The organism is Sphaerisporangium sp. NPDC049457 (assembly GCF_055586705.1).
In genome coordinates, this window is record NZ_JBVJHR010000027.1 from 1 (window position 1) to 22827 (window position 22827).

At 71.7% G+C, this 22827-nt stretch carries 19 protein-coding genes and 1 pseudogene; 11 read left to right on the forward strand and 9 right to left on the reverse strand.

The window, feature by feature from the left end:
- Nucleotides 1-152: 152 nt before the first annotated feature.
- The gene (locus ACZ6QO_RS33620) at nt 153-1556 is read right to left on the reverse strand and encodes a pectinesterase family protein (protein ID WP_465856805.1); all 1404 of its coding nucleotides are present in this window, start codon (nt 1554-1556) and stop codon (nt 153-155) included.
- A gap of 309 nt (nt 1557-1865) precedes the next feature.
- A complete protein-coding gene (locus ACZ6QO_RS33625) occupies nt 1866-3929 on the reverse strand; it encodes a S9 family peptidase (protein WP_465856807.1) in 2064 nt (687 codons plus the stop codon).
- Nucleotides 3930-3996: 67 nt separating this feature from the next.
- Here ACZ6QO_RS33625 and mshB point away from each other — a divergent pair, with 67 nt between their 5' ends.
- The 8 genes from mshB (at nt 3997) to ACZ6QO_RS33665 (ending at nt 11818) form a co-directional block, all read left to right on the forward strand.
- Nucleotides 3997-4905: an N-acetyl-1-D-myo-inositol-2-amino-2-deoxy-alpha-D-glucopyranoside deacetylase gene (gene mshB, locus ACZ6QO_RS33630; RefSeq protein WP_465856809.1), complete on the forward strand. Its 909-nt coding sequence runs from the start codon at nt 3997-3999 to the stop codon at nt 4903-4905.
- Between the two features lie 10 nt (nt 4906-4915).
- Nucleotides 4916-5482 carry a DUF6113 family protein gene (locus tag ACZ6QO_RS33635; protein WP_465856811.1) on the forward strand — a complete coding sequence of 189 codons (567 nt, stop codon included), beginning with the start codon at nt 4916-4918 and terminating at the stop codon, nt 5480-5482.
- Between the two features lie 10 nt (nt 5483-5492).
- Entirely contained in the window at nt 5493-5999 is a 507-nt protein-coding gene (locus tag ACZ6QO_RS33640) for a flavin reductase family protein (RefSeq protein WP_465856813.1), read from the forward strand.
- Nucleotides 6000-6076: 77 nt separating this feature from the next.
- Complete coding sequence (locus ACZ6QO_RS33645; protein WP_465856815.1) at nt 6077-6502, forward strand: hypothetical protein; 426 nt, start codon at nt 6077-6079, stop codon at nt 6500-6502.
- 211 nt (nt 6503-6713) lie between these two features.
- Nucleotides 6714-7856 (forward strand): MBL fold metallo-hydrolase, encoded by a 1143-nt coding sequence (locus ACZ6QO_RS33650; protein WP_465856817.1) that lies wholly within the window; start codon nt 6714-6716, stop codon nt 7854-7856.
- 348 nt (nt 7857-8204) lie between these two features.
- Nucleotides 8205-9479, forward strand: a complete 1275-nt coding sequence (locus ACZ6QO_RS33655; RefSeq protein ID WP_465856819.1) for a chymotrypsin family serine protease — start codon at nt 8205-8207, stop codon at nt 9477-9479.
- 237 nt (nt 9480-9716) lie between these two features.
- Entirely contained in the window at nt 9717-10934 is a 1218-nt protein-coding gene (locus tag ACZ6QO_RS33660) for a chymotrypsin family serine protease (RefSeq protein ID WP_465856821.1), read from the forward strand.
- 266 nt (nt 10935-11200) lie between these two features.
- A complete protein-coding gene (locus ACZ6QO_RS33665) occupies nt 11201-11818 on the forward strand; it encodes a hypothetical protein (protein WP_465856823.1) in 618 nt (205 codons plus the stop codon).
- Between the two features lie 42 nt (nt 11819-11860).
- Here ACZ6QO_RS33665 and ACZ6QO_RS33670 read toward each other — a convergent pair whose 3' ends face one another.
- Entirely contained in the window at nt 11861-12160 is a 300-nt protein-coding gene (locus ACZ6QO_RS33670) for a hypothetical protein (RefSeq protein WP_465856825.1), read from the reverse strand.
- Nucleotides 12161-12368: 208 nt separating this feature from the next.
- On the opposite strand from ACZ6QO_RS33670, the pseudogene ACZ6QO_RS33675 reads away from it, so the two are divergent.
- Nucleotides 12369-12530: pseudogene (locus tag ACZ6QO_RS33675) on the forward strand (hypothetical protein); the annotation flags it as partial.
- 35 nt (nt 12531-12565) lie between these two features.
- Here ACZ6QO_RS33675 and ACZ6QO_RS33680 read toward each other — a convergent pair.
- Together ACZ6QO_RS33680 and ACZ6QO_RS33685 are read right to left on the reverse strand one after the other, a co-directional pair.
- Nucleotides 12566-13039, reverse strand: a complete 474-nt coding sequence (locus tag ACZ6QO_RS33680; RefSeq protein ID WP_465856827.1) for a lamin tail domain-containing protein — start codon at nt 13037-13039, stop codon at nt 12566-12568.
- 97 nt (nt 13040-13136) lie between these two features.
- Nucleotides 13137-13805, reverse strand: a complete 669-nt coding sequence (locus ACZ6QO_RS33685; RefSeq protein ID WP_465856829.1) for a class I SAM-dependent methyltransferase — start codon at nt 13803-13805, stop codon at nt 13137-13139.
- A gap of 257 nt (nt 13806-14062) precedes the next feature.
- On the opposite strand from ACZ6QO_RS33685, the gene ACZ6QO_RS33690 reads away from it, so the two are divergent.
- Nucleotides 14063-14311 carry a type II toxin-antitoxin system Phd/YefM family antitoxin gene (locus ACZ6QO_RS33690; protein WP_465856831.1) on the forward strand — a complete coding sequence of 83 codons (249 nt, stop codon included), beginning with the start codon at nt 14063-14065 and terminating at the stop codon, nt 14309-14311.
- Nucleotides 14296-14694 carry a PIN domain-containing protein gene (locus ACZ6QO_RS33695; protein WP_465856833.1) on the forward strand — a complete coding sequence of 133 codons (399 nt, stop codon included), beginning with the start codon at nt 14296-14298 and terminating at the stop codon, nt 14692-14694. Before ACZ6QO_RS33690 ends, ACZ6QO_RS33695 begins: the two co-directional genes overlap by 16 nt.
- A 93-nt stretch (nt 14695-14787) precedes the next feature.
- Here ACZ6QO_RS33695 and cysS read toward each other — a convergent pair whose 3' ends face one another.
- The 4 genes from cysS to ACZ6QO_RS33715 all read right to left on the reverse strand — a co-directional run bounded on the left by cysS (nt 14788) and on the right by ACZ6QO_RS33715 (nt 22825).
- Nucleotides 14788-16176: a cysteine--tRNA ligase gene (gene cysS, locus ACZ6QO_RS33700; RefSeq protein WP_465856835.1), complete on the reverse strand. Its 1389-nt coding sequence runs from the start codon at nt 16174-16176 to the stop codon at nt 14788-14790.
- A 93-nt stretch (nt 16177-16269) separates the two neighbouring features.
- Nucleotides 16270-18210 (reverse strand): sigma factor-like helix-turn-helix DNA-binding protein, encoded by a 1941-nt coding sequence (locus ACZ6QO_RS33705; RefSeq protein WP_465856837.1) that lies wholly within the window; start codon nt 18208-18210, stop codon nt 16270-16272.
- A gap of 69 nt (nt 18211-18279) precedes the next feature.
- Nucleotides 18280-20355: a UvrD-helicase domain-containing protein gene (locus ACZ6QO_RS33710; protein ID WP_465856839.1), complete on the reverse strand. Its 2076-nt coding sequence runs from the start codon at nt 20353-20355 to the stop codon at nt 18280-18282.
- 10 nt (nt 20356-20365) lie between these two features.
- The gene (locus ACZ6QO_RS33715; protein WP_465856841.1) at nt 20366-22825 is read right to left on the reverse strand and encodes a hypothetical protein; all 2460 of its coding nucleotides are present in this window, start codon (nt 22823-22825) and stop codon (nt 20366-20368) included.
- Between the last annotated feature and the right edge of the window lie 2 nt (nt 22826-22827).

Sequence of the window (22827 nt, forward strand, 5' to 3'; positions counted from 1 at the left end):
CATCCTCCCCCCCCCCCCCCCCCCCCCCCCCCCCCCCCCTCCCCCCCCCCCCCCCCCCCCCCCCCCCCACCAACCCCCCCCCCCCCCCCCCCCCCCCCCCCCCCCCCCCGGCCCGGTCTCACCTCAGGGTCAGGTCGTGGATCCTCCTCGGTTCAGCCGACGGGGTTCCAGCCGTCGGAACCGGCGAGGTACCGCTGCGGGGTGTAGTTCGCCGCCTGTGAGTCGGGGAGCTGCGGACGGTTGGAGTTCGTCCCCGCACCTGATCCGGTGTTCCGGTACTCGAAGAACCGCGCGTTCCTCCATGAGTTTCCGGACATGTCGGTCCAGGGCTGGGAGGTCTTGATCGTCCCGCTCAGCGAGGACTCCCGGTAGAGCACCTGGGCGTTCGGACCCCAGGGACGTCCCAGCGTGGTGGTGTTGCCGGTCGCGCCGGTGATCCGCGACTTGTAGATCAGGAAGCCGTAGGTCTTGGCGGCCGCGGTGCGCGCCGCGGTGAGCGGCCCGCCGGTGCTGCGCTTCTCGTAGATGTCGCAGTTGTCGAACACGCCGGTGCCGCCGCCGAAGATGAAGTCGACCGTCCCCTCGACGTAGGAGCCTCTGACGTACGCGCGGGCCGAGTCGTTGACCAGCAGGGTGTCCTGGTCGCCGAGCAGCCGGACGTTCGTAAGGGTCGTGCGGTCGGCGTCCAGGCGCAGCGCGACGGCCTGCTGGTCGACCGTGGTGCCGTTCTCGTTGTAGTCGTTGGAGATCGTCAGGTTGGTCGCCGTGACGTCGCGGGCGGACACCATGGCGGTGTAGCTGCTGAACGTGCCGCCGCTGCTGCCCGCCGACCGGTTGTTCACGATCACCGTGTTCGCGGGCGAGGAGCCGAGGCCCTGCAGGGTGACGTACGGCTTGTTGACCGTGACGATCTCGCGGTAGGTGCCCGGCTTGATCGTGATGACGACCCTGCTGGTGTTGTTCGACGGGACGGCGTTGATGGCCGCCTGTACGGTCCGGTACTTCCCGCTGCCGTCGGACGCCACGGTCGGCTGACCGGTCGGCGTGGGAGTCGGTGTCGGTGTCGGTGTCGGTGTCGGTGTCGGCGTGGGCGTGGGTGTGGGTGTCGGCGTGGGTGTCGGCGTGGGTGTTGGTGTGGCCGGGCCGTTGCAGGTGGTGCCGTTGAGGGTGAAGGTCGTGGGGACGGGGTTGGCGCCCGTCCAGGTGCCGTTGAAGCCGAAGGTGGCCCCGGCCCCGGTGCCCAGTGCTCCGTTGTAGGAGACGTTCGCGGCGGTCACCGCGGCCCCGCTTTGCGTGAAGGAGGCGTTCCACCCTTGGGTGACGGTCTGTCCGGCGTCGAAGGACCACTGCAGCTGCCAGCTCGAGACGGGGTCACCCAGGTTGGTGACCGTCACATCGGCGTTGAACCCCCCGCCCCACTGCGAGGAGATCGCGTAGGACACCCGGCACGCCGCCGCCGCCGACGCGTGTGACGGCACCAGGACGAACGCCGAACACACGGCGGCCAGCGCTCCGCCGGCCGGCAGCAACCGTTTCAGCGACAGTTTCAGCGACATATGACCGTGCGCTCCTTCCCCGCGGCGCCGGCCGATGGAGGGAAGGGTGCGGCCGGCCGCGCATGGGAGCTAAGCCGGTTTAATTGGGTTAGTCAACAAACCTATCCGGAGAAACCCCGGGGCAGGGCGGCAGCCGCCGACCGCGTACCTGCGGCTTCGGGAGAGGGGCGTCCCAGCGACCGTCTCCATCGATACGAAACGTTCACGCCCGGAGCCGGTCCGCGAACGCTCCACGACGAGACCGGCCCTCTCGCCGCCGGGGAACCGTGAACGGGGAGAGGGCCGACATCGGCGGGCGAGCGCAGCCGGTCAGATGTTGAGCGACTTCTTGAGGAAGTCGACCTGGAGGTGCAGGAGGTTCTCGGCGACGACCTCCTGCGGGGTCATGTGGGTGACGCCCGACAGCGGCAGGACGGTGTGCGGGCGGCCCGCGGCCAGCAGCGCCGACGACAGGCGCAGCGTGTGCGCCGCCACGACGTTGTCGTCGGCCAGGCCGTGGATGAGCAGCAGCGGCCGCTGGAGCTTCTCGGCGTCGGCCATCAGCGAGGTCTGCTCGTACACCTCCGGCCGCTCGTCGGGGTGGCCGAGGTAGCGCTCGGTGTAGGCGGTGTCGTACAGGCGCCAGTCGGTGACCGGGGCGCCGGCGACGGCCGCGTGGAACACGTCGGGCCGGCGCAGCACCGCCAGGGCCGCAAGGTAACCGCCGAACGACCAGCCCTTGATGGCGACCCGGTTCAGGTCGAGGTCGTCGGGGTACAGCTGGGCGACGCCCCGCAGCGCGTCGATCTGGTCCTCCAGCACCGGACCCGGCACATTGTGCAGCACCTCGCGCTCGAACGCCGGGCCACGTCCGGGCGTGCCGCGGCCGTCGGCCACGATCACCGCGAAGCCCTGGTCGGCGAACCACTGAGGCTCCAGGAAGATGCGCCCGTTGGCCATGACCCGCTGGCCGTGCGGCCCGCCGTAGGGATCCATGAGGACGGGCAGCCGCCGCGAGCCCGGCACGTGCCCGCTCGGCAGCAGGACGGCGGTGGCCAGCTCGCGCCCGCCCGTGCGCACCAGCGAGACGCGGGGCTCCAGCGGGGGGCGTTCGGCGAGCGAGCCGATGTGCAGGCGGCGATCGCCGCGCCGCACCTGGACGGTGGTGGCAGGGCCGTCCAGGGTCTGGCCGCTGATCAGCAGGGTGCCCGCGCAGAGCCGGCCGGTGTACACGCCGGGCTTCTCGGTGAGCGGGGTGATGGACCCGGCCGACCAGGTCCACAGGTGGATCTCGGTCGGGTCGCCGCTCGCGCGGAACAGCACGGTGTCGCCGTCCACGCCCAGCACGTCGCGCACCTGCAAGGTGGGCGGGGTCACCGGGGCGTCCCCGATGATCAGGCGCCGCCCGCCGTCGGCGTCGGCCGTCCACACCAGCGTGCCGTCCGGCAGGCGCGCCGGCACCCCGCCGACGACGTCCACCCACGCCGCGTCGGTGTCCTCGCGCAGGAGCCGGGACGCGCCGGTGGCCGGGTCGACGGAGAAGATCCTGACCGCCTTCTGGTCGCGGGGCATGGTGACGATCACCAGGCCGTGCCGGTCCCAGACGGCCGTCACCAGGTACTCGTCGTCGAACGGGACCGGGACGCGCGAGCCGTCCAGCCCGAGGACCACCAGCTCCACCGTGGCGTTGGGGGTGCCGGCGGCGGGATAGGCCACCGCGGCCGGCGTGCGGGACGGGTTGGCCGGGTCGGCGATGTGCCACACCTGCACGGGGGACTCGTCGGCCCGTTCGGCGAGCAGCGCCGTGCCGTCGGGCGACCACCAGTGGCCGCGGAGGCGGTCGAGCTCCTCGGCGGCGACGAACTCGGCCAGACCGTAGGTGACGCCCTCGGCCTCGGGCGTGGCCAGAGCGCGGCCGGCGCCCGTGGCGACCTCCTGCACGTGCAGCGCCCCGCCGGTCACGTACGCGACCCTGGCGCCGTCGGAGGACAGGCGCGGATCGATCACCGGACCTGAGGTGTCCAGCCGCCGCACGGAGCCCGAGGGCAGGTCTGCCAGGTAGAGCCCGCCCGACAGCGCGAACACGGCCGAGGACACGGCGGCGTCCGTGGCGTAGGCGACGACGCCGCCGGCCTGCTCCCTGGCCCGTTCGCGGCGGGCCCGCTCTTCGGCGGGAAGGTCCTCGTCGGCCGCGCCGAGGTCGGCGGGGTCGACGACCAGGCGTTCGGCGCCGGATGTGAGGTCGAGCTCCCACAGGCAGGTCACGGGATCGGTGCCCGACCGGCTGCGCAGGAAGACGACGCGGCCGCCGTCAGGGGAGATGGTGAACCCGCGGGGCACCCCCAGGGTGAAGCGGCGGGTCTTCGCGTAAAGGCGGGCAAAGCTCTGACTCATCCTCTCATCCTGCCAGTTCGGCACTGAGAGGCGCTTTTCTGTCGGTGGGCTTGGCTAGCCTCTGGGTATGACCGACCGTCGCTTGATGCTCGTGCACGCCCACCCCGACGACGAGACCAGCAGTACGGGCGCCACGATGGCCAAATACGCCGCCGAGGGCGCCCATGTCACGCTGGTCACCTGCACCCTCGGCGAAGAGGGCGAGATCGTCGTGCCCGACCTCGCCCATCTCGCCTCCGACAAAGAAGACCGGCTGGGCGAGCACCGCATCGGCGAGCTGGAGGCCGCCTGCAAGGTGCTCGGCGTCGACGATCACCGCTTCCTGGGCGGCGCCGGCCGCTGGCGCGATTCGGGCATGATGGGAGTGCCCACCAACGACAACCCCGGCTGCTTCTGGCGCGCCGACCTCGACGAGGCGGCCGGCGAGCTGGTGAAGATCATTCGTGAGGTCCGGCCGCAGGTGCTGGTCACCTACGACGAGAACGGCTTCTACGGCCATCCCGACCACATCCAGGCCCACCGCGTCGCCTGGCGCGCCTTCGAACTGGCCGCCGACCCCTCCTTCGGCGAGGGCGAGCCCTGGCAGATCGCCAAGTTCTACTTCACCACCATGGCCAAGTCGGCGCTGCGCAGGGTCGGTGAGGCGATGCGCGAGGCCGGCACCGACTTCTTCACCGACGAGGCGATGGAGGACATCCCCTTCGGCTCCGACGACGCCGACGTCACCACCGCGATCGACGCCCGCGCGTACGGGGCGGCCAAGCTGGAGGCCATGCGGGCCCACCGCTCGCAGATCGACCTCACCGCGCCGTGGTTCGCCGTGTCCGAGAGCCTGGGCGAGTGGTCGCTCGGCATCGAGCACTACATCCTCAAGGCCGGCGTCCGAGGCCCGGCCGGCCACGCCCTGCCGGTCGACCAGGGAGGGCTCGGCGAGCCGTTCGACCGCGAAGACGATCTCTTCGCGGGCATCGGCTAGCCTTCCCAATATGGACGAAGAGCAGGCCAGGGCCGATGCGTTCCGCCAGGCCAGGGCCGACGGCGATGGCCTGCGCGCGGGTGACCATGCGGAGGCCGGCGCCGAGTCCTGGCTTGACAGGTGGCGGGAGGAGTACCCGCCCGAGGCCGAGCCGGGCGCGGCGGTCACCGGTGCCGCGTACGGCGCGCTCTTCGTGCTCGGCGTCGTCTACGGGGTCGTGTCCGGGCTGCAGCACTCCTGGGGTTTGGGCGACTGGGTGACGCCCGTCCCCATCGTTCTCTCGCTCCTGCTCTTCGGGCTGCTGTACGGCGCCGGCCGGCTGATGGGCACCAAGCTGGGCGCCTTCGTCCCCGGCATGGGCTGGATGCTCGCCGCGCTGATGTTCTCGGTCAAGCGGCCAGAGGGCGATCTGGTCGTGGCGGCCACTCCCGCCGGCTACTGGTATCTCGGCGGCGGGGCCGTGGCCCTGGTGGTCGCCGTCCTGCTCATTCCCTCGTCGGGCTCGTGGCTGCTGCGCCAGGGCCCGTTCGGCGCCAAGGCACGGCCCATGAACATCTCGGATGGTATGTCCGCATAAGCTGGCCAGCGTGCATCAGGGATCCGCGGAGAACCGCCTCGATCAGGAGGTCTTCCGGAAGGTGACCGGCCGCTTCGCCACCGGCGTCGCCATCGCCACCACCCTGTCGGGCGGGGTGGACCACGCCATGACGGTCAACTCCTTCGCCTCGGTCTCCCTGGAACCGCTGCTGGTGCTCATCTGCGTCGAGAAGATCGCCAGGTTCCACGCCGCCGTCCTCGACGCGGGCGTGTTCGGCATCTCGATCCTCGGCGAGGACGGCGAGGACGCCTCCCGGGCGTTCGCCACGCGCGGCCTCACGCTGGAAAGGCAGCTCGAACGCTGGTCCCACCGGCGCGGCTCGCTGGGGCTGGCCCTGTTCGACAGCGCCATCGCGACGCTGGAATGCCGGACGACGGCCGTGCACCAGGCGGGCGACCACTCCATCGTGGTCGGCGGCGTCGTCTCGGCGGATCTCCCGAGGAACGCCCCGCCGCTGATGTTCCACGAAGGCCGCTACCGCCGCTCAGGCGGCTGACCGTGCCAAGCCCTCGCCAGGTCGCCTGTTCGGTGGGGAGCTACCGCCCGTCCGGGTCGCTGAGCGACAATCGAGGCATGCGCGGTAGGCACCGGGCCAGGCAGGTGATCAACTATCTCAACCTGTCGACGCCGCTCGGGCTGCTCATCGCCGTGGCCGGGCGGGCCCGGGTGCGGCGTGGCGAGCATGGCCTGCTGTACGCGCACGGGTACCGCATCCGCTTCCCGGTCGCGGGCGCCTTCACGGTGGGCAACGTCGTCCTGACGGCCCAGGGGGAGGGCTACCTGACCGGGGCGCTGCTCAGGCACGAGGCGCGGCACGCCACCCAGTACGCCTTCTGCGTCGGGCTTCCCCTGCTGCTCCTGTACGTGCTCGCGGCCGGGTTCTCCCTGGTCGTCTGCGGCCATCCGGCCTCGTGGAACGTCTTCGAGCGCCTCGCCGACCTGGAGGAGGGGGGATACCCGAGACACGTCGCCCGATGGCGGAGGCGCACCCTGGAGTGAGAGAGGGGCCGGCAGCCCTCGGAAAGGTTACTACGTGTCACACCTGCACTGAGCAGGAGATTTCGGCACATCGTGTCGGCATAAGGGAGGACATGACGGATACCTCGGACGGCTGAGGCATGTTTTCCGCTCACGGGGGATCATGACAGCAGAGTGGCGATCTCCCAACGGAACAACCCGCCTCCACTCGGTGACGAACCAGGAGGGTCGAATGTCGCAAACCGTCAGTCCTGAGGTCCCCCCGGCTCCGCCGAGCGAACCCGTCACTTCCCCGCGCCCGTCCGCGACGCCGTCGCCCGGGCGGGGCGCCTCGGCGGCCGCGCCGGCCGTGCCTTCGACCCGTCCGGCCGTCACCTCCTCCCGCGCACCCGCGGCTCCGGCCCGCCGGCCGGCGCCTCCGTCCCGCGAGCCCGGTGGGCCGGCGCGCCGGCGTCCCTTTCCCGCCGACTTCAAGGACCGCCTGACCTGCCCGCTGCCCGACTTCCGGGAGATCGTCAGCGTCACCTGGCACGGTGGCCTGCGTCCCGACATCGGCGACGTCGACCAGATCCCGGTGCTGCGCGCCGGCCTGCCGCCGGTCGCCGCCCAGGACGCCGCGATCACCTGGGTCGGCCACGCCACGTACGTGCTGCGCATCGGCGGGCTCACCGTGCTGACCGACCCGGTGTGGTCCCGCAAGATCCCCGGCGTCCGCCAGCGGCTCACCCCGCCCGGTCTCGCCTGGAGCGACCTGCCGCCGATCGACGCCGTCGTCATCAGCCACAACCACTACGACCACCTCGACGCCCCGACGATGCGCCGACTGCCCCGTCACACGCCCGTGTTCGTCCCCGCCAACCTCGCGAGCTGGTTCACCAAGAGGGGGTTCACGAACGTCACCGAGCTGGACTGGTGGGAGAGCGCGCAGATCGGCGAGGTGAGCTTCGACTTCGTCCCCGCGCACCACTGGAGCCGGAGGACGCTGTTCGACACCTGCAAGTCGCTGTGGGGCGGATGGGTGCTGACGTCCCCGCACCAGCGGGTCTACTTCGCGGGCGACACGGCCTACGGGGAGCGCTTCAAGCAGATCGGCGAACGCTACCCGGGCATCGACCTCGCGCTCATGCCGGTGGGCGCCTACGAGCCGCGCTGGTTCATGCACGTCACCCACGTCGACCCGGCCGAGGCCGTCCAGGCGTGCGAGGACGCCGGTGCCCGGCGGATGGCGACCATGCACTGGGGCACGTTCGTCCTGTCCGGTGAGCCGCTGATGGCCCCCGTACAGGAGGCCCGCGCCGCCTGGATCGCCTCGGGCCGCGACCGCGCCGACCTGTGGGACCTCGCCATCGGCGAGACCCGCACGCTTACGGGCTGACCCCCGGGGCTCTGTTCGTCCGGCTCGCGTCCCAGGGCGCGGGCCGGAGGAGAACGCGATCACGATTGATTGAGCGGCACGGGTAGCTTTTTCACCATGTCCAGAAGCGGACAGTGGGTCGGATGACCCGGATGCCGCGATTCCGGATGCCGGGAAATGGGTGTCCCCAGGTGGCGCCTCGGTAAGGCGCCGGTCACCTGCCGTAAGTGCGAAACCGGAATACCGGCATCTGACTGTCCGACAGCGCCACTTACCAGGTGGCGAAATAACGGTCAAGACGTTGATTAGCCCTTTAATGCATGGAATACCGGATGCATCCCCGCAAGGAAGGTACGGAGGAGCATCCAGGTGAAAATCCCCCCGATCACCGAGAGAGCCCCGCGATCCACCCGTCGGCTGGCAATGGCGTTAGGAGTCGCCCTCGTCGCGGTCGGAATGGGCACCGCCCAGGCCGCAGCGGCTCCCAAGCCCGTCAAGGACACCGCCACCCAGCCCATCCAGCAGACCAGCGAGGTCCCTGGCGGTTTCGCCTCCTGGAAGGACCTGCTGGCCACCCAGGAGAAGCTGGTCAAGGCGGCCGACCGCGTCACCGCCGCCGCCAAGGGCCAGGGCGGCGCCGGATTCGCCGGCATCATCGCGGCGCCGGAGAACCGCGAACTGCGCGTCTACTGGAAGGGAGGGGTTCCCAAGCGCGTCGGCGACCTGGTCGGTGCGCTGCGCCAGGACGTCCCCGTCAGCGTCCTGCCCGCGGCCTACTCGGCCCGCGAGCTTGAGCGCGAGATGAACCGCCTCGTCCGTGTGTCGGGTGACGCGATCACCGCGATCGCGCCGAACGCCGACGGCTCGGGCCTCACGGTCTCGGGCGCCGACTACGGGCTGACCCGCTCGAAGGTCGCCGACTCCTCGGTGCCGGTCACCGTGGAGGCCGGCGTCAAGCCGTCGCTGACCACCCGCTGGAACGACACCTCGCCCTGGTGGGGCGGCGGTGCCTGGCGCAACGCCAGCACCGGCGGCGGCTGCTCGACGGGCTTCGCGGTCACCTACGGCGGGACGAGCAGGATGCTCTCCGCGGGCCACTGCGGCGACTCCGGTCAGACGGCCACCGACCCGACCGGTCAGGTGATCGGCTCGATCTCGCCGGACAACAACGGCCTCGACGTGCTGCTGATCAACGGCACCTCCGCGGGCCGGGTCTACAACAACAACCCCGGCTCCATCTCGCCGGAGTTCAGCAACCAGGTCATCGGCACCTTCAGCTCCTACGTGGGCCTGTGGGTCTGCACCTCCGGCGCCTACTCGGGCACCAACTGCAGCATCCAGGTGCAGCAGGTCGGCGTCACGATCAACGTGGGCTACCTGATCACGGGCACGGTCCGTGCCGAGCAGTCGGCGCACACCAACGCGGTCGGCCAGGGCGACAGCGGCGGCTCGGTGGAGGTCGTCAACTCGGCCAACACCGCCCAGGTGTACGCGGCGGGCGTCAACACCGCCATCGACGGCAGCACCGCGGTGGCCTGCACCGGCTACGTCACCAGCGGCCGTACCTGCGCCTGGCGGATGTACTACTCGCCGTGGAGCAACGCGACCGCGGCCTTCCCCGGCATCGCCATCGTCCTCGGATGATCGGCGAGGTCTGATCCGGGCGATCAGGGGCCGGCGCGCAGGTGCCGGCCCCTTTTCGTCGCCCGTACGCGGCCGGCCGGGCCCGCGCCGATGTGGACGAGGTACCGACCGGCCGTCGCTCGCGTGAAGTGCGGAGGCCGTCGCTTGGCAGTGCCGAGGTCGTCGCTCAGGAGGATCGCGAAAGTGAACAACCCCCCGAGAACCAGCAGGTCATCCCGATTCCGTTGTCTCGCCCTGGTGATCTGCTCCGTGGTCGCCGCCGCAGGGATGGGCACCGCCCAGGCCGCGAGCGCCCCGGACCCCGTCAAGCCCCGGACCACCGGATCCGTCGAGCACGCCGGGCCGGTGCCGGGTGGCTACGCCTCATGGAAGGACCTGCTGCTCGACCAGCGGAAGATGGTCAGGGCCGCCGACCGGATCACCGCCGCCCTGGCGGACGGCGACGGCGGCGGCGACGGTTACGCCGGCATGATCGCGGCCCCGGAGAGCCGCGAACTGCGCGTGTACTGGAAGGGCGAGCCCCCCAAGGCGATCAACGACCTCGTGGGCCGGCTGCGGCACGACGTGGCGGTCAGCGTCCTACCGGCGCGGTACTCGGCGCGTGAGCTGGAGGGGGAGGCGAACCGTCTCATCCGGGCCAACCGCGATCTTCTCACCTCCATCGAGCCCCTGCAGGACGGCTCCGGCCTGAGGGCCGCCACGGCCTCGGCCGGCGCGACCCGCACGGCGATCTCCGGCGCGGCGGTTCCGGTCACCCTTGAGCAAGGCGTGCGGCCCAAGGTCGCCGGCCGCTGGGACGACACCTCGCCCTGGTGGGGCGGTTCGGTGTGGGGCACCCCGTCACCCGCCTGCACGACCGGTTTCGCGGTGACCTACCAGGGCGTCAGCAAGATGCTGACCTCGGCGCACTGCGCGTCGGTCGGCCAGACCGCCGCGGACCCCACCGGCCAGGTCATCGGCGCCGTCACACACAAGGACTCCTCACGTGACGTGCTCCTCATCGGCACCAGCGCGGGGGGCCGGGTCTTCAACAACCCCCTCGGCAGCGTCGCCACGGAGTTCAGCAACGCCGTGGTCGGCACCACCAGTTCGATCGTCGGCCAGTACGTCTGCACCTCCGGCGGCTTCTCCGGCACCAACTGCACCATCAGGGTCACCGCGGTCAACGTCACGATCAACGTGGGCTGGCTGATCCAGGGCACCGTCCGCGCCGAGCAGCAGTCGTTCATGAACGCGGCCGGCGGCGGCGACAGCGGCGGCCCGGTCGAGGTCACCAACCCGAACAACACCAACCAGGTCTACGCCGCGGGCATCGTCACCGCCACCGACTACGGCACCCAGGTCCCCTGTACCGGCTACCGGCCCACCGGCCGTGTCTGCACCTGGCGCATCTACTACTCCCCGTGGAGCAACGCGACCACGGCCTTCCCGGGAATCGCGATCGTGCTCGGCTGACGTATCGACCGATCAAGAGGCCGGTCTCCGGCGCCGGCCTCTTTCCCGTTTTCCGTTTCACCGCGTTCATGAAGTTCGCCCCGACGCGATGATCGGCGGACGGGGTGGGCAATATATGACATCTAACCGACGAGCCGATAAGTCTCTGAAATATGGACAGTGTGCGGCGGGAACGGCGCGCCGCGGAAATGCGGTGAACGCCACACGGCCGATTTCCGTCTTATGTTCGTCAGGTGTGCGACAACCGGAATCCAGGAGGCGCCATCATGCACCATCAGCATCGCATCGGCACGACGTCCGTGCTCTTCGGCTGTGTGGTCACCGCCATGATGGCCTGCGCCGCCTCCACCCCGGCGGCCGACGACACCCCGCGGCCGCCCTCCGCGCCCCCGGCCGCGGGACGGAGCACGCCAGGGCGGCCCACCGGCGGTCCGGTCCCGGGGCCGAGCGGTCAGGATGAGCTCGCGGTCCTCGCCGGCCGGGTCGAGGACTACCTGCGGCCACGCTTTCCCGGCCATTACGCGGGCGTGGTCCTCGACGTGCCCGGCCACGCCGTGATCGTCTACCGGCGCCCGTCGGCCGAGCTGGACGCCGCCCTGCGACAGAAGTTCCCCGGCGCGCCGGTCAAGCCGCACGATGCCGCCCATTCGGCCCGCGACCTCGACGCGACAGCGCGACGGGTCACCCAGGACGTCCCATACTGGGCGGCACGCGGCATCACGATCACCTCGATCGCCGTCACCCCGGACGGCACGGCCGTGGAGGTCGGCGTGGACAACGTGACCAAGGCCGCCAAGGAACTACCCAAGCACTACGGCAAAGCCCCCCTGAAACTCATCAAAGCCACCCCAACCCTACTAACCCCCAAGCCAAGCACCTCCTGATCCAGCCTGGCCACACGCGGCGCTCCGATCGTCCATGGGGGCTCAGGACACGAACTGCCAGATGACACTGGGCGGCAGGGCGGGCAAGACGGGAAGGTCGTCCTCGGTCCAGGTGTTCATCAGGAGGTCGACCGCCCGGGCGGCGGAAATCGTGGCGCTGCGATAGAGCCGTAGAACCGCCTCCTCGTAAGCCCTGGCCATGAAGGGCGGACTCGGTTCGTTCCCCGGCACCAGGTTGAGTTCGACGAAGTCGGCTCTCGTCGTACAAAACTCGCGGACCTGCCCGGCCTCACCTGACGAGGTCAGCTCAAGCTCCACGAGTCGACGCGCCAGGGTGGACATGTCGACCTGGTATCGACTGGCGATCTTCACGGCGGCCGTGCGCAAGTCGGTATTCGCCCGAAGCCGGTTCCAGGCCTTCTGGAGTCCCTTCGGTGGCAGCAGAAGCCCGCGCGGATTTCAGAACAGCAGGCGAGGGGCCTCAACTATCGGCAGCTCAACGCTCTGTCACAGCTCATGTGGCCGTCATCGGCGGCTCGCCGCCGGCCAGGTGCCGCCGCGCGATCTGGCGTCTGCGGCGATCACGTTCTACCTGGGCGTGAACCTCTTCACCCACCTGGACGCCGACCGCTCCCACACCGAAGCCCTGTTCTCCCTCGCCGAACGAGTGGCCCCCGCGCCGAACTCTCCCGGACGCGCCCCCGGCCGTTGAGACGCGCAGGCGGCCGGGGGCGTCGGTGGTGTGGTTCAGCACTTGGTGTAGGCGCTGGGGGTGGCGGTGTAGGAGCAGGAGTCGATCAGGCGGGCGGAGGCGTCGCGCAGGTAGGCGGCGTCGGTGTCGTTGTTCCAGACGTACTGGCGCCGGTTCCAGTAGACCGTGCTGGTGCCGTCGGTCCCTTGGCCGGTGCGGATGGTCAGCGTCTTGCCGGCTCGAAGCGTCAGGACGCCGATCGTGTACCGGTAGCCGGTCCTGTCGCGCACCGTCCATCCCGTGAGGTCGACCGCCCGGCGGCCGGTGTTGGTCAGGCGGACGTACTCGGCGTTCAGGCTGGTGTTGGTCCGCCGGTCCACGCCCGGCGAGTCGTACCAGACCCGGGTGATCTGGACGGCCGCGGCCGCCGTGGCGGACGCGGCGTCAGTGGTCCCGGCGTGGGCGGGCTGTACGGCGATGGACATGCCGGCGGCGAGTGTCGCGATGGAGAGAAGGGACCTGGCACGCATATGTGCTCCTCATGTGATCGTTGGGGCGAAAGAGGACGGCACATATCAATGTCTGGTTCACAAAGCGTCCACATCCGGACACGCCCCGGCGTGACGATCACATGGTCGCGGCGGGCTTGCGGGCCATGAGGAAGCCCTGCTGAGCCTTCTCCGACTCGTCGGGCTCGCGGAGCAGCCGGGCGGTCAGCTCGAAACCGGCGTCGCGCAGCAGATCCGCGGTGCCGTCCGGGGACAGCCGGTGGAAGACGAGCGAGACCTGGTGGCCGAACGCCTCGGTGTAGACGACGGGCTCGTCGCCGACCTGGAAGGCGAGGAGCAGGTGACCGCCCGGGGCCAGCACCCGGTGGAACTCGGCGAGCACGTCCGGCCGGTGCTCGGGCGGGATGTGGATGAACGAGTACCAGGAGACCAGGCCGGCGAGGCCGCCGTCCGGCAGGTCGAGGGCCGTCATCGACCCCTCCTCGAACCGCAGGTCGGGGTGGGCCTTCCGGGCCAGCGCCACCATCTCGGGCGACAGGTCGATGCCGAAGATGTCCAGCCCCAGCTCGTGCAGGTGCCCGGTGATCCGCCCGGGTCCGCACCCCACCTCGGCGACCAGCCCACCGGCGGCCGTCCCGACGCTGTCGCGCACGATCTCGGCGAAAACCGCGAGCATCGCCCGATCCAGCGGGGTACGGGCCAGATGGCCCCGGACCATTTCCACGTAATCCTTCGCGATGGCGTCGTACCCCGCGCGCGTGTCCTCCAAAAATGACATGTCCGTCATGCCGGAGCACTGTAGTGACTCCGGCGCCCACCGGCCTGGGTATCAGTCGAGACGGCGCGTCGTGGCGTGATCTGCCGCGTCGCCATGTCCGGTCATTCAGGATGCAGGTCCAGGAGCCCGAGATCGCGGTGTCGTCGGCACCGATGGCACGACCGGGACGACCTTCGATCCGGGAGTTCGGCTCGTGTCGAGTCCCACGACTTGTGCGGGAGGGCACCGTGAATCTGATAATCAGATACTCTGGAAGTATGCGGACTATGACCGCCACCGAGGCGTCACGACGGTTCTCTGATCTCTTGGATGCTATCGAGCGTGGCGAGACGATCACGATCACGCGGGGAAATCACGCGGTCGCGGAGATCAGGCCGGCCCATCGGCGTACTGGAGCTGATCTCCGTACGGCGTTGGCCGACATCCCGCCGCCAGATGATCGCTTCGAGGAGGACATCGCGGCCGCGCTGACCCTTCTCCACGGTGAAGAGAGCGACCCGTGGGCCGACGCCTGATCCTGGACACCAACGTCCTCATCGCATATGAGCGTGGCTCCATCGACCGTGGTGCCTTCGACGCCGATGACCTGGCCATCGCGGCGGTGACCGTGGCCGAGTACCGGGTGGGCATCGAGCTCGCGGACTCGGTGGCACGCGCGGCTCAGCGGTCTCGCGCTCTCGCCGCGATCACGTCCGCTGTGGACGTGCTCGACTACACGGACGTCACGGCGGCTCATCATGCCCGCCTGATCGCACACGTGCGCCGAAACGGCACGCCGCGCGGGCCGCACGACCTCATCATCGCGGCGCATGCGCTGGAGTGCGGACGCACGGTCGTGAGTCGTGACGCGAAGGCTCGCTTCGGCGATCTGCCGGGCATCAGCGCTATAGCGGTCTGACGATCGGCGATCCCGCCTCGCCGAGGGGAGGTCCATGGGAAGCGCGGCCCGAGCCTGAGCGCCCCTGGGCGCGTAGGCGAGGGCCTTGGTGGGTCAGGACCAGGTTTGGCCTTCGGGGGTGTCGGTGACCTTGACGCCGAGGGCGGCGAGTTCGTCGCGGAGGCGGTCGGAGGCGGGCCAGTCTTTGGCCTCGCGGGCCTTGGCGCGGGCCTCCAGCAGTTCGGCCGCGCCCGGCGGGAGGACCGGGACGGCGGGCGGCTTGCCGATGTCCACCGACAGGTCGAGGCCCAGCATGTGGTCCAGGTGCAGGAACGTCTCGAACCGCGACCCGGGGTCCACCGTCTCGTCGCGTTCGAGCTCGCGCAGCACGCGCAGGGCGGCGGGGGTGTCCAGGTCGTCGTCGAAGGCGTCCTGGGCGCGGCGGGCGTAGTCGGCGGCGATCGGCCGGCTCGGGGACTCGGCCCACTCGGCGACGCGCTGCCGCCAGCGGCGCAGCGTGCGGTCGGCCGCGTGCAGGGTGTCCCAGGTGAGGTTCATCTGCTGGCGGTAGCGGTGCTCGAGGAACGCCAGCCGCACGGCGAGCGGGTCGAGGCCGGCGTCCTCGACGTCGGAGAGCAGGACGACGTTGCCGGTCGACTTGGCCATCTTGCGGCCGTCGAACAGCAGGTGCTCGCCGTGCACCCAGTGTTTGACGACGTCGTGGCCCACCGAGGCGTTGGACTGGGCGCGTTCGTCCTCGTGGTGGGGGAAGCGCAGGTCTTTGCCGCCGGTGTGGACGTCGATGTTCCCGCCGAGGAAGCGCAGGGACATGGCCGAGCACTCGATGTGCCAGCCGGGGAAGCCCCGGCCCCACGGGGTCTCCCACGTCATCTCGCGGTCGGCGCCCTTCCACAGCGCCCAGTCGGCGTGGAAGCGCTTGCGCTCGTCCACCCCTTCGACGCGGTGGCCGGGCTTGAGCGCGTCGAGCCGGTTGCCCGAGATCTCGCCGTAGGAGGGGAAGCTCTTGGCGTCGAAGAACACCGAGCCGTCGTCCACGGCGTAGGCGTGACCCATGTCGATGAGCTTGGCGATCAGCTCGATCATCAGGTCGATGCTCTCGGAGGCGCGCGGGGTGTACTCGGGGGTGCGCATGTTGAGCGCGGCGGTGTCCCGGCGGAAGGCGTCCTCGTAGTAGCGGGCGATCTCCAGCGCCGAGCGGCCCTCGCGGCGGGCCTGCTGCAGGACCTTGTCCTCGCCGGTGGGGTCGATGGCGTCGTCGTCGACGAGGTGGCCGACGTCGGTGATGTTCTGGCACACCACCGACCGGACGTGGTGCTGCTCGAGCACCCGGCGGATCAGGTCGGGCAGCAGGTACGACCGGAGGTTGCCCACGTGGGCGAACCGGTAGACGGTCGGGCCGCAGGCGTACACGCGCACGACCCGCCCGTTGTCGGGGACGATCGGCTCGAGCCGCCTGGACCGGGTGTCATAGAGCCGCAGCATGCCATCGAGCTTAGGCGATGGATCATCCCGTGTCCGTGGACCTGGCGCCGCCGCTCACCGCCTTTCGATCACGCGGCGCGCGGGGCCCGGCGGTCATGGCGCCTCCGGGTCGAGGAAGGCGAGGATGTCGCGGTCGCCGCGCTCGCGCAGCCGGGTCAGGATCTCCTCCCGGGACGCGCCCTCGGGCAGGCCGATGCGCGCCCCGATCAGGCGCAGCGCCTCCGCCTCCGACGCCACCGGCGCGGTGTACCCGATGAGGTGCAGCGCCATGTTGATCGGCGGCAGCCCGGTGGCGGCCTGCGGCAGGTAGCGGGTGAGCAGTTCGCCGCCGTCCGACACGGTCAGGAAGATCGAGTCGCCCTCGCCGGCGTTGTAGTCGGCCAGCACCGCCCTGATCGACCCCATCGTCGGCTGGTTGTGCCAGCTGATCACCACGTCGCCCGACGGCGTCGAGGTGGTGAGCTGGCCGCCGGGGGCCATGCCGAGGTGCGCGGCGAAGCCGGTCGGCAGCGGCGAGCCGGACCCGCGCAGGTGCTCGGCGTTGACGTCCACGCGGTGCCACCAGCGTCCGTCGCGGCTGCGGAAGGACCGGCGGGTCATCGACACGTCCCGGCGCGGCTGGTACGGCTCGGCCTGCTCGGGCGCGGCGACGCGGATCCAGCCCCGCTGGGTGCGCTCGAAGCCCGGCCCGCCCGCGTACGCGCGCACCGAGCTCTCGCTGACCTCGTAGCGGGTGGTCAGGTTGGCGACGATGCTGTTCACCGACGCCTCGCCGCCCGCCCGCTCGATCTCGCGCACGATCATCTCGCGGATGCCGATGTACTCTTCGCCGCCCCAGCGCGTCAGCCCGTACCTGTTGCGGTCGACGCGCAGGAACCGCTCGTCGGCGGTGAGCTGGTTGCGGATGCCGACCAGGCTGTAGTCCTCGCCGATGCGGCTCTGGATCTCCTCGGGGCTGAGCGGGCTCTCGGCGACGGCCAGCACGGCCTCGGCCTTCTCGTTGACGCTGCGCGGCCAGGGGACGACGTGGCCCTCCAGGATGCGCAGGTGGGGGACCGAGCCGAGCCAGCGTTCGGCGACGTCCTCGCGGATGCCGAGCTGGGCGACCATCGTGACCGCCTCCGGCAGCTTCACCGGGCCGTCGGTGAAGAGCTGACGCGTTTTTTCCTTCAGCTCGTCGCCGCCGCCGGCGACCAGCCACCCCTCCACCTGGTCGTACCCGGTCAGCAGGGAGCGGATGAACCGCCAGGTCGGCACGCCGAGCGTCGACAGGTCGGCGCGGTGCCAGGGGACGGCGGCCGCGAGGTCCTCGGCGGGCACGGCCGAGCCGAGGCGTCCCCGCAGCCAGGCCAGGTGGGCCGTCAGCGGGGCGGCCTCGGGGGCGGCGAGCCGGGCCTGGACGTGGTCGCGCAGGTCGCGTTCGATCTGCCGGATGCGCTCGCGGGTGACCGAGAACCGCTGCGCGAGCTCGTCCAGCGTCACCCGGCGCTCGGCGTAGACGCGGTCGGCGGCGATGGCCCGCTGCCGGTCGTCCAGCTCGGCGAAGATCGCGTCGATCAGCTCGGGGATCGGCCGCTCGGGCACGGCCGGCGGCACCGGCGCGGCGGCGGCGTCGCGTCCGGCGGCGTCGCGTCCGGCGGCGCCGCGCTGGGCGTCGTCGCGTCCCGCGGGGGCGTCGCGTCCGGCGGAGCCGTCCGGAAGGGTCCCGGACTCGGAGGCCAGCAGCCGCGCCAGCACGGCCCCGAACAGGGCCGCCACCTCCTCCCGCGACTGCGGGGGGCGCAGGCACTTGTCCGGGTCGGTCATGCGCAGCAGGGGCAGGATGTCGCCGAGCGGCAGGTGACCCCAGCAGGCCATGGCCAGATCGGCCAGCCGTCCCGCGATCTGCGCGGTTCCGGCGATCAGGCAGGCACGGTCCAGAGGAAGCGCCTGCCACCACGCGTCCGGGAGACGGGCGTCGCTCGCGATCGGCTCGACCTGGCCGGGCGATGTCCAGCGCAGGGGAGGCACGATGTCGCTAAGGCTCAGATTCATGGGGGTCCTACCGGCATGGGGCTTGAGTCGGGATGAGACTCGCTCTTATCCGCAGTTCAGGTTATTGGGTCATGGTGGCAGGAAGGGACTTGCGCGCCCCGAATAGGACACATACAGCCGTTCGGAGGCCCGGGTGCACGCCATGTACAGCAGGCCGCGCTCGCGTTGCAGGTCATGGGCGCGTGCGGTCGGGTCCTCGTCCACGGGGGTCAGCGTTTCCATGGCGGGCACGACGCCGTCGGCCACGCCGACCAGCGCGACGCGGCGGAACTCCAGGCCCTTCAGCCCGTGCATGGTGCTGACCCTGACGCCCGCCGCGGCCTGGCCGAGCGCCGCCCTGACCTGCCTGACCAGCTCGGCGGTGCGCGCCGCCACGGCGATCTCCTCGGCGGGGACGTCTTCCCGCAGCCAGCCGGCGACGTGCGCGGCCAGCCCGGCGAGCTCGGCCTCCGGTGAGGTGTACTCGCGCACCTCGGGACGGTGGCCGGGGCGCGCCGCGCGAAAGCCCACCAGGTCGGTGACGCCGTCCACCAGGCCGTCGACCGGCCCGCCGCCGCGCACCCGCACCGCCCACGTCAGCAGGTCCTGCGGCAGGCGGTGGGAGATCGACAGGCGGTGGCTCTCGGCCTTGACGCCGAGCGTGCTGAGCGCCACCCGCGTGTCGAAGACGCGCTGGTGCGGGTCGCCCACGATGAACAGGTCGTCCGGTCCGGGGGGCACCGCGGCCCGCAGCAGCCGCCACTGGGCCGGGTGCAGGTCCTGGGCCTCGTCCACGACGATGTGCCGGTACGGCTCGACCCGGGGCGCGTCGTCGCCGAGCAGGTCGCCGGTGTCGCGGCCCAGCAGCGTGGACGCCTGCGCGGCGAGCTGGAGCAGCGTGCGCCTGCCGGTGGCGCGCAGCCGCCCGGTCACGTGCTCGATGGCCTTCCAGACGGCCGTGCGCTCGTCGTCGTCCAGCTCCACGCTGCGGCCGAGGCGCCGCGCGGCGAGGTACTCCTGGACGGTGCACAGGTTCTGCGCCAGGATGACCTGCTCCCACTCGCGCAGCAGGAACGCCGCGCTGTGCACGTCTCCGGAGAGTTCGGCGGCCTCCTGCCACAGCGTGGCCAGGTCGGGGCCGCCGACGAGCAGCGGGGGACGCCCCTCCGCCTCGGCGACGATGCGGTGGGCCAGGCGCTCGACGTTGCCCACCTCGATGCGCGCACGGGCGTCGGCCTCCTCGACCATCAGGTCGAGCTTGGCCGCCACGTCGGCCGCGACGCCCTGCGAGAAGGTCACGAGCAGGACCCTGCCGTCTCCGGCGCGGGCCAGGTGGGCGGCGCGGTGCAGGGCGACCAGCGTCTTGCCGGTGCCCGCTCCGCCGGTGACCAGCACCGACCCCTCGAACCCGTCCTGGTGGGAGAGCCGGTACTGCGCCGGGTAGAGGAACGTGCACCAGTGCGGGACGGCGAGGAGCCGGTCGAGGTCGGCCGGGCCGGACACGAACACCGCGCGGTCGGGCGTGCGTTCGAGCGCGGCGGGCAGGTCGGCGACGTCCACGGCGGCGCCGCTCAGCGGCACGGCGGTCTGCCCGTCCAGCGCCCGCCACGCCTCGGCCACCGACCCTCCCTGGCCGAGCACCCACAGCGGGGCGAACTGGCTCTCGGGCAGCAGCGGTTCCAGGGCGTCGAGGTTGGCGTCGGTGGTGATCAGGCGCAACAGGGGGATGAGCTGGGTGTCGACGCCGAGCCCGATCAGGTCGGTGTCGCAGACGTGCGCGAACAGGCGTTCTTCGGTGGACTCCGCCGACCGGCGCAGCGCCGGCTCGACCCGTTCGAGCGCGTCGGCGTCCCACACCTCGGCGACCCCGATGGCCGAGTTGACCGCGAACCGGTGCCGTTGCGCGTACGACCACGCCTCGGCGTCCGGCAGCACGGTCAGCATCCAGTACACGTCCCGCTGGCGCGCCACCACCCCGCGGCACTGGTCGGCGAGCCGGAGCGTCGCGACCCGCGCGTCGCGGGTGTTGCGCACCCGCTCGGGGTGGGGGGCCGAGGTGGTGTTCCGCAGGAACCGGCGCATGGCGACCACGGCGTCCCGGCGCACGGGCTGGGCCAGCGCGTCCAGGTCCCGGGGGACCTCGGGGGCGATCGCGAGCCGGGGCATACGGCTCCCGTCAGACCATCAGGGACAGCAGGTCGCGGTCCCCGCGCTCGCGCAGCCGGTTCATCAAGTCGGGCAGTCCCACCGGCCCCGTCATGCCGATGCGGGTGGCCAGCACCCGGATCGTCTCCTCCAGCGACTCCGCCTTGTCCTTGGTGGTGTGGCCCGTGAGGCGCAGCGCCATCGTGTTCTTGTCCAGGTCGCCGGACGCCGCGGGCACCAGCCGGGCCCGCAGGACACTGTCCTCCTCGGCGACGGTCAGGAACAGGTGGGACCCCGGCTGGGCGCCCATCTCCTGCAGCAGCGGCCCGAGCGACTCGATGACCGGCCGGGCCTGCCAGCTCAGCGTGACGTCCCCGGCGGCGCCGGCCACCGTGTGGCTGTCTCCGGGGTTCAGGCCGAGATAGGACGCGAAGCCGCTCGGCAGCGGGCACTCGCCGCCGCCGAGCTGCTCGGGGGAGACGTCCAGCCGCAGCCACCACAGCCCGTCGGGGTGCTTGAAACACTTGCGGGTCATGGAGACGTCCTTGAGCATGCCGGACGGGGCGGCGTCGGAGCCCTCCGGTTCGGCCGGCCGCTCGCCGGTCGCCGGCGCCTCGGACACCGAGCCCTGGCCCGAGCTCTTGCCGGGCCTCTTGTTGCTCTGGATGCGGAGCTGCGGGACGTTCTCCAGCCACTCCTTGGCGACCTCGGGGTGGATGCCCAGGGTCGAGACCAGCTCCAGCGCGCGGGCCACCGTCGGAGGCCGGTCGGCGTTGAGTATCAGGGCGCAGGTCTGCTCGCGCAGCTCGGCGATGTCGCCGGCGACCAGCCAGTCGTCCTGCACGGTGTAGCCGGGGAGGGTGGCGAGGACGAACTGCCAGGCGGGGACGTCCAGCGAGCGCAGCTCCCTGGTGTGCCACTCGGCGGCGCCCATCAGGCGCGACTTGGGCGCGGCGAGGCCCAGGGCGCCGGGGAGCTTCTCCAGGTGCTGGGTGTACGGCGCGGCCTCGGCGCTGTCGAGCCAGCCGGCCAGCCGGGCGCGCAGCCCCTCCTCCAGGGCGACGATGTCCTCCGGCGTGACCGCGAACAGCTTGGCCAGCTCCTCGGGGGCGGCCGGGGCGTCGGTGAACACGTGGTTCTGCGCCACGGCCCACGTCTTGTCGTCCAGGTCGGCGAAGGCGGCGTCGATGAGCCCGGCGATGTCCGGCTCGGCGCGGTCGGCGCGGTCGGTGCTGAACTCGTCGGTGCCAGGGCCGGTCACGCCGCTCGCCTGCGCCTCGGCCCCGTCGCCGGTCTCGGCGGCGCCGCCCTCCTGGCCCTGGCCGCCGTCCTGGGAACGGTCGCCTGGCAGCGGGTTCTCGGAGGCGCCCGGGGCTCCTGGTGCGGCGACCGGGGCCGCCGGGGCGGCGACCGGGGCGGCCAAGAGGTCGGCGTCGACCGGGCGCGAGCCGACGCCGAACGGGCCGGTGTCCCTGCCCGTAGGCCCCTGGCCGTTGTCCCGGCTCAGGCCCGCCGGGCCGGTGTCCCGGCCGAGAGGGTCAGGGTTGTACGGCTCGGGCTCGGGGACGAAGGGCCGCGGCCCCGGCGGCAGCCCGATCTCGGGCAGCCCGAAGGGCGGGGCCTCGCCGGCCCGCGAGGGGAGCTCCGGCGCGAGCCTTTCAGAGCCTGGCTGCGGCCGGTCGGTGCGCGGCGGCGGGGTGAACAGCGAAGGACGGGGACCGCCCCGGCCGCCCGCGGCCTGCTGCTGCAGGGCCGCCTCGGCCATGCGGGCCGCGGTCAGGCCGAGCGGGTCACCGGCGTCGATGCGGTTGGCGCGGTTGGAGCGCCTCTTGGGCAGCGGCGGCGCGGGGGGACGCGCGGGAAGCGGGTCGGCCTGCGCGGGAGAGGCGGCGCGGCTCGGCGCGGCGGCGTTCGCCCCGGTTCCGGCGGGGCCGGCCACGTTCGCGCCGGGCCCGCTGGAGGCGGCGGCGTTCGCCCCGGCCCCGGTGGAGGTGTTCGTCCCGGTCCCGGCGGCGTTCGTCCCGGTTCCCGTGGAGGTGGCCGCGTTCGCCCCGGCGCCGGTGGAGGAGGCGTCGGCGGCGGGGGCTTCAGGGTGCGCGCTTTGGTCGCCGACCGGCGCCAGCCGGGCGAACACCGCCGTGAACAGCGCGTTCAGCAACGGCCGCGCGCGGATGAACGGCTGGTCGGAAAGCTCGCGGCCGGTCAGCGCCAGCAGACCGGTGTAGGAGCCGACGCGGTCGAGGGCGATCGAGACCTGCGGCTCGTCGGCCTCCTCGGGGTCCATGACGTGCAGCGCGGGCAGGATGTCGCCGACGGCGGCGGCCGGCCAGTGCTCGGTGGCCAGTTCGGTGATGAGCTCACCGAGCGCCTCGGGGCCGAACACCGCGAACACGCGGCTGAGCGGCACGGAGCGCCACCACGCGTCCGGCAGGCCGGGCGCGTCCCGTAGCTGCGCGAACCCGGTCGCGTCACTCCAGCGAAGCGGAGGCACGA